Here is a 13707-nt window from a genome sequence, read left to right as displayed (position 1 = left end):
AAATGCCTGGGCGCAATCCGCTCGGGCATTTTTTTCCCTGAAATTCGTATATGGAAGGATCGCTACCATGTTGGACGCCACTCTGAAGACCCAATTGAAGGCTTACCTCGAAAAGGTTACCCAGCCATTCGAGATCGTCGCGTCCCTCGATGACAGCGACAAATCCCGCGAACTCAGCGGCCTGTTGCACGAAATCATCGGCCTGACCGATAAAATTTCCCTGCGTGAAGATGGCAGCGATGACCGCAAGCCGTCTTTCGCCCTGAACCGCCCCAACGCGAATATCAGCCTGCGTTTCGCCGGTATTCCGATGGGCCACGAATTCACCTCGCTGGTGCTGGCCCTGCTGCAAGTGGGTGGCCACCCGTCGAAGCTGGCGGCAGATGTACTTGAGCAGATCAAGAACCTGCCCGGCGAATTCAACTTTGAAACCTACTACTCGCTGTCCTGCCAGAACTGCCCGGACGTGGTCCAGGCGTTGAACCTGATGGCCGTGCTCAATCCGAACATTCGCCACGTCGCCATCGACGGCGCGCTGTTCCAGGATGAAGTCGAGAAGCGCCAGATCATGTCGGTGCCAAGCATCTACCTGAACGGCGAACTGTTCGGCCAGGGCCGTATGGATGCCGAGCAGATCCTGGCGAAAATCGACACCGGCGCTGCCACCCGTGATGCCGAGAAGTTGAACAGTAAAGAAGCATTCGACGTACTGGTAGTCGGCGGTGGCCCAGCCGGCGCTGCAGCGGCTATCTACGCCGCACGTAAAGGCATCCGTACCGGTGTCGCGGCTGAGCGCTTTGGCGGTCAGGTGCTGGACACCATGGCGATCGAGAACTTCATTTCCGTACAGGAAACCGAAGGCCCGAAACTGGCCCGTGCCCTTGAAGAGCACGTGAAGCAGTACGAAGTCGACATCATGAACCTGCAACGTGCCACGGCTCTGGTACCGGCTAAAAATCCGGGCGAGCTGCACGAAATCAAGTTCGAAAGCGGCGCCTCGCTGAAAGCCAAAACCGTGATTCTGTCCACCGGCGCCCGTTGGAGAGAAATGAACGTGCCGGGCGAGCAGGACTACCGCAACCGCGGCGTGGCCTACTGCCCGCACTGCGACGGCCCGCTGTTCAAGGGCAAACGCGTCGCCGTGATTGGTGGCGGTAACTCCGGTGTGGAAGCGGCTATCGACCTGGCGGGTATCGTCAGCCACGTTACCCTGATCGAGTTCGACAGCCAGCTGCGTGCCGATGCCGTACTGCAACGCAAACTGCACAGCCTGCCGAACGTGAAAGTGATCACCAGCGCGCTGACCAGCGAAGTGAAAGGCGACGGCCAGAAAGTGACCGGCCTGGTTTACAAAGACCGCAACTCCGACGAGTTCATCAACGTCGAGCTGGAAGGCATCTTTGTGCAGATCGGTTTGCTGCCCAACAGCGAATGGCTCAAAGGCACCATCGAGCTGTCGAACCGTGGCGAGATCATTGTGGATGCTCGTGGTGAGACGTCGCTGCCGGGGATCTTTGCTGCCGGTGACGTGACGACTGTGCCGTACAAGCAGATCGTGATTGCTGTTGGCGAAGGCGCGAAGGCTTCCTTGAGTGCCTTCGATCACCTGATTCGCACGACCTGATTGCTTCGGCGATAAACAAAAAGGGCAGCTTCGGCTGCCCTTTTTTATGCCCGTTTGTTCTACTTTCGATTAGCCCGAACAAACTCCGCCTGTGCCTGTGCCGAGGTCAATATCGAGTAACGCGTGGTGCGGGATACAGACTTGGCCAGAAACCGCTCGAACACCGGGTCAAACATCTGCCGATCAAGCCCCGGCTGTTCGGCCTGCAAATACGCCTCGCAGCACGCCCGGTAATCCGCCTCGGAAATAAAGCGCTTGATCCAGTACGTGAAGAAGTAACCCAGCAAAAAGCCCAGGCTGGCATCGCGATTGATGACGGTGTGGGCGCAGCACTCGAAATCGATCAGCTTCAACTGGCCGTCCGGCGCGATCAGGATATTTTTCGGGTGCGGGTCCATATGCACGAACCCGTCGTCGAGCATCTGCGCGAACAGGCGGAACACCTGGGGCAACAAGCTCGGCGCTTGCTCCGGCGCTTCTATCAGGCGCGCATCCACACTCTGATGGTTCTGCATAAAGCCGATCAGCAGGTATTCCTCGTGTAAAAACGGAAACCGCGCCTTGTAGCCATACGCGGCGATGCGCGGCACGTAAGCGGACTTGGCGCTCACCGCCGACAGGTTGAGGAACTCGTTGGTCAGGTCGTGCAGGCCCACGGCTTTTTTGATGCCCAGGTAGTTCTGCAGCTGTTTCTTCCAGTGGCTCAGCCGGTTGTACTTGAGCACCCATTTCGGCTCGCCGGCCAGCAGGCACACGAGGCGGGTGTCTTCTGGAGGGTCGAGGGTGATGCGGTCTTGCGGCGCGGCAAAGAAGTGCTCGATGGCCGCCGACAGCTCCACTTGCTGAGTCGGGTCGAGGTGGAAGGTGATGCCGCGAATGGTGCGCTGGGTGTAATGGCGGGTGAGACGTTTGAGGTGGCGCATGCGGCTGTCCTTATGCCTGGGCGAAAAAAGCGCGCCATAGTAAGCCAAGGAAGCGGGTTTGCAGAGATGGGAAGCGGTTACCGGTCTAATGGCAACCGCCGTATTATCAACGCCAGCTAAGGATCGGCCAGCCGGCTTTGACGGCATGCTCACGCAGCACCGGGTCGGGGTTTACTACCCGCGGCTGGCTCACTTGCGACAGCAGCGGCAAATCATTGCGCGAGTCGGAGTAGAAGTACGCGCCGTCCAGGCTTTCGCCTTCCTGTTCCAGCCACGCCTGCAAGCGGGTGACCTTGCCTTCGCGGTACGTCAGCACGCCACGGGTTTTGCCGCTGTAGTGGCCGTGCTCTTCTTCCAGATCAATCGCCAGCACTTCATCGATTTTCAACCGCGCGGCAATCGCGCTGACCAGAAAATGCGCCGAGGCGGAAATCACCAGAATCCGGTCGCCAGCCTCGCGGTGGGTGGCCAGGCAGCGGGTAGCGTCGCTGAAGAAGATCGGCTCGATCACATCCTCCACAAACGGCTCAACCACAAAGGCCACTTCCTCGGCCGTGCGCCCCACTAAGGGCGAGAGGCTGAAGGTCATATAGTCTTCCATCGCCAGTTTGCCTTCGGCGTACAGCGCCATTAGCTCGTGGTCTTTTTTCACGAACGACTCGCCGTCCACCCAGCCGATATCGGCCATGTGTTCGCTCCACAGGCTCGCGCAGTCGCCGTCGATCAGGGTGTCGTCCAGGTCGAAAATTGCCAGGGCCATTACGCCACCTCCCGGATTGCGTCGTTGTCGATGCTCAGCGTCAGGCGCTTGCCGTTGCCGTGCAAGTCGTCGGCGCTGCGGTTCAGTACATCCACCAGCAACTCCACGCCGCGGGCTTCCACGCGGTAGCGAATCACGTTGCCGAGCAAGCTGTGGCTGCGCACTTCGGCGTCGATATCACCCACCCCGAGGGAAATCGCTTCCGGGCGAATGGCCACGCGGCTCGCCACCGGGCGCAACAGCAAGCGGCTGGCGGCATCGGCGTCGAGCAGGTTGTAGTTGCCGATAAAGCCGGCGGCGAAGGCGTCGACCGGTGCGGTGTACAGGGTTTCGGCATCACCGCTCTGCACGATCTTGCCGGCGTTCATCAGGAAGATGCGGTCCGACATGGTCAGCGCTTCTTCCTGGTCGTGGGTGACGAAAATCGTGGTCAGTCCCAGGTCTTGTTGAATGCTGCGGATCTGTTCGCGCAGGTGTTTGCGAATGCGCGCATCGAGGGCCGACAGCGGCTCGTCGAGCAGCAGCAAACGCGGGCGCGTCACCAGCGAGCGGGCCAGGGCTACACGTTGGCATTGGCCGCCGGAAAGCTGGTGCGGATAACGGTCGGCAAAGGCGCCGAGCTCGACCATGTCCAGCGCTTCCTTTACGCGCTTGGCGCTGTCTTCCTTGCTGACCTTTTGCATGCGCAGGCCGAAGGCGACGTTCTGCTGCACGCTCATATTGGGGAACAGCGCATAGCTCTGGAACACCATGCCGATATCGCGCTTTTGCGGCGACAGCGGCACCAGGTCCTGGCCTTCGAGCAGAATCTGCCCGCCGTTCACTTCGGTAAGGCCGGCGATGCAACGCAGCAGCGTGGATTTGCCGCAGCCGGACGGGCCGAGCAGGGTAACGAATTCGCCCTTGCCGATTTCGCAGTTGATATCGCTGAAAATCGAGGTGGCGGCGTAGCTTTTGTGCAGCCCCTGAATGCTCAGAAAACTCATGCTTGGTCCTTGTTCAAACGGTTGGCTGCCCAGGTGAACAGCAGCACGAAAAAGAAGTAAGAAATCACCAGGGCGCTGTTGAAGTGGCCGCTGCTGTTTTTCATGTTGTTCAGGTAGACCTGCAGGGTTTCATAGCGCGTACCCACCAGCAGGTTGGCGAACACGAACTCGCCAAACAGGAAGGAGAACGAGAGAAACAGCGACACCATCAGGCCCTTGCGTAGGTTGGGCAGCACCACCAGAAAGGCGGCTTTCCAGGTGCTGGCGCCGAGCAGGTGGGCGGCGTCCATCAGGTCGGTGAGGTTGATCGCTTGCAGGTTGTTGGTGATGGCCCGGTACATAAACGGCAGCGCCACGGTGAAGTAGCAGCCGATCAGAATCCACGGCGTACCCACCATCGCCAGCGGCCCGGAGCCGTAGATTTGCAGCAGGCCCACCGACGACACCACCGGCGGCACGGCGAAGGGCAGCAGAATCAGGATGTTCATCAGGCCGTCGAGTTTCGGGAAGTGGTAATGCACCACAAACAGCAGCGGCAGAATCAGCACCACCGACAGCAGCAGCGCGCCAAAACACACCAGCAGCGATTGGCCGAAGGCGGCGAGAAAACGCGGGTCGGTCCACAGCTGGGCGTACCACTTGAGCGTCAGGCCATCGGGCAGGATGGTCGCCGACCAGCTGGTGGAAATGGAGTAGAGCAGGGTGCCGGCCAGCGGCAACAACAGAATCAGAAACAGCAGAGTGACCACCGTGCGGTGATACAGCCCGGCCGCTCGGGCTTCAACGCGCGACATGGTAGCTCCTCTTCAACAGCCATTGATGCACCACGGTAATCACCGCCATCAGCCCCACCAGCACCATCGCCAGGGCGCTGGCCAGGTTCGGGTTGAGCGAGATATCACCGGCCACCATGGCGGCAATGCGGATCGGCAACACGTTGAAGTTGCCGGTAGTCAGGGCATACACCGTGGCGTACGCGCCGAGGGCGTTGGCCAGCAGAATAATGAAGGTGCCGAGCAGTGCTGGGGTCAGCACCGGCAGGCCGATATGCCGCCAGAAATCCCAGGTGCTGGCGCCGAGCAATTCGGCCGACTCGCGCCAGTCTTCGCGCAACGCGTCGAAGGCCGGGTAGAGCAGCAGCACGCCGAGGGGAATCTGGAAGTAGGTGTAGAGCACGATCAGACCGGTTTTCGAATACAGGTTGAAGTCGTCGATGACCCCGGCCTGCTTGAGGATGATGGTGAGCGCGCCGTTAAAGCCCAGCAAAATGACGAACGCAAAGGCCAGCGGCACGCCGGCGAAGTTGCTGGTCATATTGGAAAACGCCATGACGAAGTCGCGCAGCTTGCTGTCGACTTTACGCAGCGAGTAGGCGCCGAGAATGGCGATGACGATGCCGATGACGCTCGACCAGAAAGATATTTCCAGGCTGTGCTGGATGGCCTGCAGGTAGAACTTGGAGCTGAACACTTTCGCGTAATTGCTCAAGCCCCAGCCGGCGGCACTGTCCAGGCTATTGATCGCCACCCACAACAGCGGCGCGATCTGAAAGGCAATAAAGAACACGGCAAAGGGCAGCAGGCAGAGTACGGCGAGCCATTTGCCACGGGTGACTGAACTCACTTCAACAGCTCCCGGCAGACAGGTTTGTCGTGCGGCACACCGAGCAATTCGCAGATGGTGCCGCACAGGTCGGTTTGTTTCGGTTGCGCGTAGTTATCCAGGCTGAAGGCATCGCCGAGCACGAACAGCGGCACTTCGCGTTCTTCATTGAGTGTGCCGTTGTGTGAGCGGTCGTTGTTCATGCCGTGGTCGGCAGTCACCAGCACCTGGTAACCGGCGTCGAGCCAGCGTTGCAGGTACTCGGCCAGCAGCAGGTCGGCGACCCGCGCGCTGTTGCGGTACTGCGGGCTGTCGAGCCCATGCTTGTGGCCCGCGTCGTCGATATTCATCGGGTGCACCAGCAGAAAATTCGGCGTAACCCGCACCCGCAGGCTTTCGCCATCGGCGAACAGGTGGGAGTCGGGGTAGTGGTCGGCGTAATAAAAATGCCCGTGCTGAATCGGCAGCTCGGCGGCATCGGTATGGCGGTCACGGGCAGCATTGAAGGGGCTGCGGTTATACAGCTCGCTTACCCAGTGGTACGCGGCGGCTGCGGTGGTCAAACCGCCGGCGGTGGCGTAGTGAAAAATGCTCTGCTGGTTGGACAGGCGCGAAACATCGTTATGCACGATGCCGCTTTCAATAGGGGGAATGCCGGTGAGGATGCATTCGTACAGCGGTCGCGACAGTGACGGCAGCTCGCATTCGAGCTTGTACAAGGCCGCGCGGCCTGCGCCGCAGTACGCCTGCAGATGGCCCATGGCATGTTGTGCGACGCCGTAATTGAGGCCGTCGAGTACTACCAGGATGACGTTGTGTTTCATGCACTACCTCTGGAAGTTGTTAGCCCAAAAAGAAGAAAGCGGCACGCCGCTTTCTTCTTCAAGACTAGGCCGACGAGCCTTTTATTCCATGTTGATGATCACGTTTTCCTGCCACAGGCTCGGCAGGGCCTTGGAGGTTTCTTCCCAGGCCTTGGCGTCCTTGATCGGCTGCACTTTGGCGTATTGCGCGTTCGGCAGCAGCTTGGCTTGTACGTCGGCCGGCAGGGTCAGGTGTTCAGCACGGATCGGGCGGGCGTTGCCTTTGGCCAGGTTGATCTGGCCAGCGTCGCTGAAGATGTACTCACGTGCCAGCTTGGCGGCGTTCGGGTGCTTGGCGTATTTGTTGATGATGGTGGTGTAGCCGGAGATCACCGAACCGTCGGACGGGATCAGCACTTCAAAGCGGCTTGGGTCGATCTGGTCGCGGTAGCTCAGGCCGTTGAAGTCCCAAACGATGCCCACTTCCACTTCACCTTTTTCCAGGGTCTGGATGGTGGGGTTGGACAGCGACAGGCGACCTTGCTTGGCGATTTCAGCGAACAGGTCGAGGCCCGGCTGAATATTCTTCTCGTCACCGCCTTTGGCGATGGCGGCAGCCAGTACACCGTTAACGGCTTGGGCGGCGGCGCTTACGTCACCGATGGCGACTTTGTATTTGCCTTTTTCCAGGTCAGCCCAGGATTTCGGAACATCTTTAACCAGCTTCTTGTTCACGATAAACGCGATGGAGCCGGTGTAAGCCAGGGCCCAGTGGCCGTCTTTGTCTTTGGCCCAATCCGGAATCTGTGCCCAGGTGGTTGGTTTGTAGGGTTGGGTGACACCCTGCGCGGTGGCGATGGGGCCGAAGGCCGCACCGACGTCACCGATATCGGCAGTGGCATTGTCTTTTTCAGCGGCGAACTTGGCGATTTCCTGCGCCGAGCTCATGTCGGTGTCCAGGTGCTTGAGGCCGTAGATTTTGCCCAGATCGACCCAGGTGTCTTTCCAGTTGGCCCAGCTGTCCGGCATGCCCACGCTGTTTACTTCGCCTTCAGACTTGGCGGCGGTTTCGAGGCTTTTCAGGTCGGTATCGGCGGCCATGGCGAGGTTGGCCAGAGCAATGGTCGATCCCAGGATTGAAGCTAGCAACAGGCGTTTCATTCGACGCTCCTTCGTGTTGAGGGTGTTGGTCTAGATCAGCAATAGCCAAGCCAAGTTAGCGGGGTTGGATGACAATTTTGTGTCGGACCGCTCTGGCACGCTGCCCCGTGCAGGGTTGTGGGGGAGGCGTCCAGCAAGCGTAGACCATGGTTAAGTGCTTGATTTGAAAAATATAGAAGGTGCACGGCGGTTGGCATGTAGCGTGCAAAAGCTGTGTGGTGTCATCCAATAGTCATCTAGGCTGGCTAGGGTTATTCCGTGTTTTCGGGCGTTTTCGTTGCCCGGCCTGGCCCTGAAATGGGGCTGGACTAGTCCAGATGAGGGCAATTGATGCGAGATGAGGCGCCCCGTGCCGTGACAGCGATCTGTCGGGCACTGGAAGAACAGATAGAGCATGGCCTGTTACCGGCCGGTAGTAAGCTGCCGGCCGAGCGTAAATTGAGCGAGGTGTTCGACACCACGCGCATCACTTTGCGTGAGGCGTTGGGGCAGTTGGAGGCGCAGGGGCTGATCTACCGCGAGGAGCGTCGCGGCTGGTTTGTGTCGTTGCCGCGCCTGGCCTACAACCCGCTGGTGCGCAGCCACTTCGATGCCATGGTCGGCGAGCAGGGGCGCACGCCGTCTACCGAGGTGATTGCCGCGCGGCTAATGCCGGCACCGGCGGCGATCTGCAATCTGCTTGAGTTGCCTGCGCTGTCCAGCGTTATTCAGATTCGCCGCGCGCGTCGCGTGGATGGGCGGCTGGTGCTGTATGTAGAGCACTACCTCAACCCGGCGTACTTCCCCGGCATTCTCGAGTTTGACCTGACGTTGTCGCTGACCGAGCTGTATGCCCGCCAGTACGACATTCACTACGGCCGGGTGCGCTTCGATATGGTGCCCACCGCGTTGCACCTGGAAGCGGCGGCGGCCTTGAAGGTGTCAGTGGGCAGCCCGGCGCTGTGCATCACCCGGGTGAACCGCGACCAGCATGGGCGGTTGATCGATTGCGATATCGAGTGTTGGCGGCATGATGCGATTCATGTGAGCGTTGAGGTGCCGGAATAACGCACCGTCATTCCCGCGTAGGCGGGAATCCAGACTTGTGCGCCTTGCACAGCACTTCGCTCAATCCAGAATTCTGGGTCCCGCCTACGGGGGGGCGACGGAGGGGAGTTTTATCCCCGGCCTGGCTGCCATTGCGGATAAGCCGGAATCCCCTGCGCGTTCAACCATTCCTTGTCGAACTCGGTCCAGATATGTTGCTGCGGCCGCTTGCCCGGATCTTCATCCAGCGTCGCGACCCGCACAATCACATGGGGCTGCGCCGCCGATCGGCAATCAGGTGGCTGCCGCACAACGGGCAGAAGCAGCGGAATTTGCCTGGCGAGGATTCGAAGCGGGCCAGCTTGTCTTCCCCACTCAGCCAACGAAAGTGCTCACGCATCACCCCGGCCGTGGTGGCGAACGCCGCCGCATGGGCTTTGCGGCAGGTGTCGCAATGGCAGTGGCTGATGGGCATTCGAGGCTGTCGACCTCGTAGGTGATGGCCTTGCATAAGCAACTGCCTAACATATGTCCCCCGAGGGTGCGATGGTCTTGTTGGGCTTCGCTGTGCTCAACCCAACCAACTTCGTGGCGTAGGTTGGGTTGAGCGCAGCGAAGCCCAACGGCGGTGTCTGCCGTTAGAACAACTCAGTGCCGTAAAACGCCGTCAGCACCTTCACCAGGTGCTCCAGGTCGTGGCTGCCGGCCAACTCGCGAATCGAGTGCATGGCAAACGTCGGCAAGCCGATGTCCACGGTGCGCACACCCAACTGGCTGGAAATGATCGGGCCGATCGTCGAGCCACAGCCCATATCGCTGCGCACCACAAAGCTTGCACCGGCACTTCCTCGGCCAGGCAAAGGTGGCGGAAGAAACCGGCGGTTTCGCTGCTGGTGGCGTAGCGCTGGTTGCTGTTGACCTTGATCACCGGGCCGGCATTGAGTTTCGGGCCGTGGTTGCCGTCGTGTTTGTCGGCGTAGTTGGGGTGCACGCCGTGGGCGTTGTCGGCCGATACCAGCAAGGATTTCTGAATCACCCGGACAAAGTCTTCGTCCTGCGGAAGCACGCGGCGCAGTACTTGTTCCAGCATCGGGCCGTCGGCGCCGCAGCAGGAACTGGAGCCGACTTCCTCGTGGTCGGTGCAGATTAAAAAGCAGCTTTCATCGTCGGCGCTGTGCAGCAGGGCTTGCAGGCCGGCGAAGCACGACAGCAGGTTGTCCAGGCGCGCGCCGGCAATAAAGTCGGCGTTCAGGCCGATGACGGCGGCGTCCTGAGTGTCGTAGAAGCTCAGCTCGTAATCCAGCACGGCGTCGGCGTTCAGGCCGTGTTCGCGGCCGAGTTGGTCGGCGAGCAGGGCGCGGAAGTCGTAGCGCTCATCGCCGGCCACCTGCGCCAGAATCGGCGGTAGCTCGTTCTGTGCATTGATCGCCCAGCCCTGATTGGCCTCGCGGTTCAGGTGGATGGCGAGGTTAGGGATGATGGCAATCGGCACCAGAAAGTCGATCAGCTGGCTTTCCACCTTGCCGTCGCGGCGGAAGGTGACGCGCCCGGCCAGCGACAGGTCGCGGTCGAACCACGGGGCGAGCAGGGCGCCGCCGTACACTTCCACGCCCAGTTGCAGAAAACCGTGGCGTTGCAGCTCGGGCTGCGGTTTTACCCGCAGGCACGGGCTGTCGGTGTGCGCGCCAACCATGCGCAAGCCGCCTTCCAGCGGCGCGCGCTTGCCCAGCTTGAAGGCGATGATCGAGGAGTCGTTACGGGTGACGTAGTAGCGGCCACCGGCTTCGGTATGCCAGGTGTCGCGCTCGTTCAGGTGCACGTAACCGGCGGTTTCCAGGCGCATGGCCAGGCTGGCGGTGGCGTGGAACGGGGTCGGCGAGGCCTTGAGGAAATCGATCAGGCCTTGGTTCAATTCTTCGCGCATAGGGCACTCCAGGCGGCAATGCCGCGGAGTTTACCGTATACAGCCGCAGGCTTCAGCCGATCACCAGCTTGCCGCTGAGAAACACATCACGGCGTTCCTTGCGGCCGACCTTTTCATGCTTGGTCAACTGGTACACCGCGTCGAACCGGGCGCGATCAAACGGGCCCTGGGTGGCGATAAAGGCTTCCACCAGCTCGTCGTAATGGCGCTCGATGATGAACTTGTGAATTTCGCGGTAGTAGAAGAAGCCCATCTGGAAACCCAGCACCTCGCTGAAATACTGCGAGCGGTAGGCGAAGGCGTTTTCCAGGTCGATGGCCCGCGCTGATGTGCCGTCGGGACTGATCATCACGTTAGCGGCCCAAAGGTCCATATGAATGATGTGCTTGGCGTTCAGGCTGGCGAGTAACTCGAACGAGGTGGCTATGAACTGGCGCACGTCGTCGGGATGGCTCTTGAGCCAGTGATGGCCGTCGATATGGTCGTCCAGCAGGCCGGTCAGCAAAAACACTTCGCGGGTCAGGCCCAGGCGCGATTTGGTATGGCCAAAGCCGACCAGGGGCGCCACGCCGACACCGCGGCGGTTGGCCTCGGCGGTGTTGATCAATTCTTCGATTGGCCAGTCGTAGCGCCCGTCGCTGTGCGGTTTACGCCAGGTCACGCGCAGCTTGGCTTTGAACGTGTTGAGGGGCTGGATCTTGGCGAACAAGGCGTTGCTGCCGGCAGTAAATGGTCGGCTGTAGCGCTTGTGGTTGGCGTTTTTGCGCCCGTGAATCAGCTGCTGCAAAGCATGCAGGGCACCAGCGTCCGGCGCTTCGCGCAGAAACAGGGTGGTGTTCTGGATGTGCAGAGGGAACGGGTAGTCGAGATGAAGCTGCCGGCTGAACATAAATGCGCCAGCCTCCGTGCTGGTGTTTTGTTAGAAGGCGGCCATTATGGGGCCATCACTTCGAAACTCCGCAATGTTTTGTAACGCGCTCGACACATTTTTTGCTAGGCGCTAACCAATGCCCATTCCAGAGCGGCCGCCGCTGCGGTCAGAACGGCGCCGGGCATTCGAAGCGCAGGCGTTCGCCGGTTTTCGGCTGGGTAAAGGCCAGCATGGCGGCGTGCAGGCACAGGCGCGGATAAGCGGCCAAGGCTTGTTCGTGGGCGTACAAACCGTCACCCAGCAGCGGGTGGCCAATCGACAACATATGCACGCGCAACTGGTGCGAGCGGCCGGTGATGGGCGTGAGTTCCACGCGGGCCCAGTCGCCGCAACGCTCCAGCACTTTCCAGAACGTTAGGGCGTTGCGCCCGTGTTCGTGGTCGACCACATGGCGCGGTTTGGTCGGCGGGTCGTAGCGCAGCGGCAGGTCGATGCTGCCGCTGTCCAGTTCCGGCTGGCCCCAGCACAGGGCGATATAGGCTTTTTCGGTTTCACGGTCGTGGAACTGGCGCGACAGCTCGCGGTGGGTGTCGGCGTCGCGGGCCAGCAGAATCAGGCCAGAGGTTTCCCAGTCCAGGCGGTGCACGATGCGCGCCTCGGGATACCCGTTTTCCTGGAGGCGAGTGATCAGGCAATCCTTGTTGTCATCGGCGCGGCCGGGCACCGACAACAGCAGGGTAGGCTTGTTGACCAGCAGGATCTGTTCGTCCTGGTAGACGATTTCAACGTTCGACAGCGGCATGCTTTAAACCCACAAAAACCATTCTTTCAAAAACGACAACGGCGGCCGAAGCCGCCGTCATGCTTACCCTGGGGATCAACGATCCGGCAGGGTGATATTGAGCTCGAGAATCGAGCAGCTGCCTTGGCTTTCCAGGGCGACCTGCACTTGGTCCGAGTCGATATTGACGTACTTGCGGATCACCTCGACCAGTTCCTGCTGCAGGGCCGGCAAGTAGTCCGGCTTACTGCGCTGACCGCGCTCGTGAGCAACGATAATCTGCAGACGCTCTTTCGCAATCGACGCGGTGGTTTCTTTTTTGCGCTCGCGAAAGAAGTCGAAAATATTCATTCACGACCTCCAAACAGGCGTTGCATGAAGCCCTGCTTTTTCACATCGAGGAAACGGTGCGCGACTTCCTTGCCCAGCAGGCGGTCGACGGCATCGCTATAGGCTTGGCCAGCATCGCTCTGGTCATCGAGAATTACCGGCACGCCCTGGTTCGACGCCTTGAGTACGGCTTGCGACTCTGGGATTACGCCGAGCAGGCGAATGGCGAGGATTTCTTCAACGTCTTCGACGCCGAGCATTTCGCCTTTCAGTACGCGCTCAGGGTTGTAGCGGGTTAGCAGCAGGTGTTCTTTGATCGGCTCTTCACCCAGCTCGGCGCGGCGCGATTTGCTCGCCAGCAGGCCCAGCATACGGTCGGAGTCACGTACCGAGGACACTTCCGGGTTGGTCACGACAATGGCTTCGTCGGCGAAGTACATCGCCAGGTGCGCGCCTTTTTCGATACCGGCCGGCGAGTCGCACACGACGTATTCAAACGTGTTGCGCAGCTCGTTAATGATTTTTTCCACGCCTTCCTTGGTCAGCGCGTCTTTGTCGCGGGTCTGACTGGCAGCGAGGACGTAGAGGTTTTCCAGGCGTTTGTCTTTGATCAGGGCTTGGGTGAGGGTGGCTTCGCCGTTGACGACGTTAACGAAGTCGTAAACCACGCGGCGTTCGCAGCCCATGATGAGGTCGAGGTTACGCAGACCGACGTCGAAGTCGACGATGACAGTCTTGTGCCCACGCAGGGCGAGGCCGGTACCGATGGCGGCGCTGGTGGTGGTTTTACCGACGCCACCTTTGCCGGATGTGACTACGAGGATCTTGGCCAAGGTGATTCACCCCAAATATGAAGAAATGCGGGAATCTGACGCCAATTTGTGGCTTCCAGATGCCCTTTTTGTGTCCTGAAAAG

Annotated in this window: 13 protein-coding genes and 2 pseudogenes; 2 read left to right on the top strand and 13 right to left on the bottom strand. The window is 60.2% G+C overall.

Annotated elements, in window-relative coordinates:
• The first annotated feature begins 67 nt into the window (after window positions 1-67).
• Window positions 68-1624: an alkyl hydroperoxide reductase subunit F gene (gene ahpF / locus AC0V2S_RS11140; protein ID WP_475509794.1), complete on the top strand. Its 1557-nt coding sequence runs from the start codon at window positions 68-70 to the stop codon at window positions 1622-1624.
• 59 nt (window positions 1625-1683) lie between these two features.
• Here ahpF and AC0V2S_RS11135 read toward each other — a convergent pair whose 3' ends face one another.
• The 7 genes from AC0V2S_RS11135 to AC0V2S_RS11105 form a co-directional block, all read right to left on the bottom strand.
• Window positions 1684-2547 (bottom strand): lipopolysaccharide kinase InaA family protein, encoded by an 864-nt coding sequence (locus AC0V2S_RS11135; protein ID WP_475509793.1) that lies wholly within the window; start codon window positions 2545-2547, stop codon window positions 1684-1686.
• Window positions 2548-2653: 106 nt separating this feature from the next.
• Window positions 2654-3307 (bottom strand): HAD family hydrolase, encoded by a 654-nt coding sequence (locus tag AC0V2S_RS11130; protein ID WP_475509792.1) that lies wholly within the window; start codon window positions 3305-3307, stop codon window positions 2654-2656.
• Window positions 3307-4293, bottom strand: a complete 987-nt coding sequence (locus AC0V2S_RS11125; protein ID WP_475509791.1) for an ABC transporter ATP-binding protein — start codon at window positions 4291-4293, stop codon at window positions 3307-3309. The genes AC0V2S_RS11130 and AC0V2S_RS11125 overlap by 1 nt, the downstream gene beginning before the upstream one ends.
• The gene (locus tag AC0V2S_RS11120) at window positions 4290-5087 is read right to left on the bottom strand and encodes an ABC transporter permease (protein WP_475509790.1); all 798 of its coding nucleotides are present in this window, start codon (window positions 5085-5087) and stop codon (window positions 4290-4292) included. Before AC0V2S_RS11120 ends, AC0V2S_RS11125 begins: the two co-directional genes overlap by 4 nt.
• Window positions 5074-5916 (bottom strand): ABC transporter permease, encoded by an 843-nt coding sequence (locus tag AC0V2S_RS11115; protein ID WP_475509789.1) that lies wholly within the window; start codon window positions 5914-5916, stop codon window positions 5074-5076. The genes AC0V2S_RS11120 and AC0V2S_RS11115 overlap by 14 nt, the downstream gene beginning before the upstream one ends.
• A complete protein-coding gene (locus tag AC0V2S_RS11110) occupies window positions 5913-6719 on the bottom strand; it encodes an alkaline phosphatase family protein (RefSeq protein ID WP_475509788.1) in 807 nt (268 codons plus the stop codon). Before AC0V2S_RS11110 ends, AC0V2S_RS11115 begins: the two co-directional genes overlap by 4 nt.
• An 81-nt stretch (window positions 6720-6800) precedes the next feature.
• Complete coding sequence (locus tag AC0V2S_RS11105; protein ID WP_475509787.1) at window positions 6801-7859, bottom strand: ABC transporter substrate-binding protein; 1059 nt, start codon at window positions 7857-7859, stop codon at window positions 6801-6803.
• A gap of 330 nt (window positions 7860-8189) precedes the next feature.
• Between AC0V2S_RS11105 and AC0V2S_RS11100 the strand changes: the two genes are divergently transcribed.
• A complete protein-coding gene (locus tag AC0V2S_RS11100) occupies window positions 8190-8906 on the top strand; it encodes a UTRA domain-containing protein (protein WP_475509786.1) in 717 nt (238 codons plus the stop codon).
• A 110-nt stretch (window positions 8907-9016) separates the two neighbouring features.
• Here the strand turns inward: AC0V2S_RS11100 and AC0V2S_RS11095 are convergent.
• From AC0V2S_RS11095 to minD, 6 genes and pseudogenes are all read right to left on the bottom strand, one after another.
• Window positions 9017-9413 (bottom strand): annotated as a pseudogene (locus AC0V2S_RS11095) (GFA family protein).
• 110 nt (window positions 9414-9523) lie between these two features.
• Window positions 9524-10809 (bottom strand): annotated as a pseudogene (locus AC0V2S_RS11090) (M18 family aminopeptidase).
• 52 nt (window positions 10810-10861) lie between these two features.
• Window positions 10862-11698: a protein kinase family protein gene (locus AC0V2S_RS11085; RefSeq protein ID WP_475509785.1), complete on the bottom strand. Its 837-nt coding sequence runs from the start codon at window positions 11696-11698 to the stop codon at window positions 10862-10864.
• A 148-nt stretch (window positions 11699-11846) separates the two neighbouring features.
• Window positions 11847-12482 (bottom strand): RluA family pseudouridine synthase, encoded by a 636-nt coding sequence (locus tag AC0V2S_RS11080; RefSeq protein ID WP_475509784.1) that lies wholly within the window; start codon window positions 12480-12482, stop codon window positions 11847-11849.
• 75 nt (window positions 12483-12557) lie between these two features.
• Window positions 12558-12812 (bottom strand): cell division topological specificity factor MinE, encoded by a 255-nt coding sequence (gene minE / locus AC0V2S_RS11075; protein WP_475509783.1) that lies wholly within the window; start codon window positions 12810-12812, stop codon window positions 12558-12560.
• A complete protein-coding gene (gene minD / locus AC0V2S_RS11070; protein ID WP_475509782.1) occupies window positions 12809-13624 on the bottom strand; it encodes a septum site-determining protein MinD in 816 nt (271 codons plus the stop codon). Before minD ends, minE begins: the two co-directional genes overlap by 4 nt.
• Between the last annotated feature and the right edge of the window lie 83 nt (window positions 13625-13707).

The organism is Pseudomonas sp. CC11G (genome assembly GCF_056174845.1).
This window is presented reverse-complemented; position numbering and strand designations above follow the sequence as displayed.

Bases quoted from the DNA above. Each gene is read 5' to 3' on its own strand.
- ahpF (WP_475509794.1), top strand. From the start codon at position 68: ATGTTGGACGCCACTCTGAAGACCCAATTGAAGGCTTACCTCGAAAAG.
- AC0V2S_RS11135 (WP_475509793.1), bottom strand. From the start codon at position 2,547: ATGCGCCACCTCAAACGTCTCACCCGCCATTACACCCAGCGCACCATT.
- AC0V2S_RS11130 (WP_475509792.1), bottom strand. From the start codon at position 3,307: ATGGCCCTGGCAATTTTCGACCTGGACGACACCCTGATCGACGGCGAC.
- AC0V2S_RS11125 (WP_475509791.1), bottom strand. From the start codon at position 4,293: ATGAGTTTTCTGAGCATTCAGGGGCTGCACAAAAGCTACGCCGCCACC.
- AC0V2S_RS11120 (WP_475509790.1), bottom strand. From the start codon at position 5,087: ATGTCGCGCGTTGAAGCCCGAGCGGCCGGGCTGTATCACCGCACGGTG.
- AC0V2S_RS11110 (WP_475509788.1), bottom strand. From the start codon at position 6,719: ATGAAACACAACGTCATCCTGGTAGTACTCGACGGCCTCAATTACGGC.
- AC0V2S_RS11105 (WP_475509787.1), bottom strand. From the start codon at position 7,859: ATGAAACGCCTGTTGCTAGCTTCAATCCTGGGATCGACCATTGCTCTG.
- AC0V2S_RS11100 (WP_475509786.1), top strand. From the start codon at position 8,190: ATGCGAGATGAGGCGCCCCGTGCCGTGACAGCGATCTGTCGGGCACTG.
- AC0V2S_RS11085 (WP_475509785.1), bottom strand. From the start codon at position 11,698: ATGTTCAGCCGGCAGCTTCATCTCGACTACCCGTTCCCTCTGCACATC.
- AC0V2S_RS11080 (WP_475509784.1), bottom strand. From the start codon at position 12,482: ATGCCGCTGTCGAACGTTGAAATCGTCTACCAGGACGAACAGATCCTG.
- minE (WP_475509783.1), bottom strand. From the start codon at position 12,812: ATGAATATTTTCGACTTCTTTCGCGAGCGCAAAAAAGAAACCACCGCG.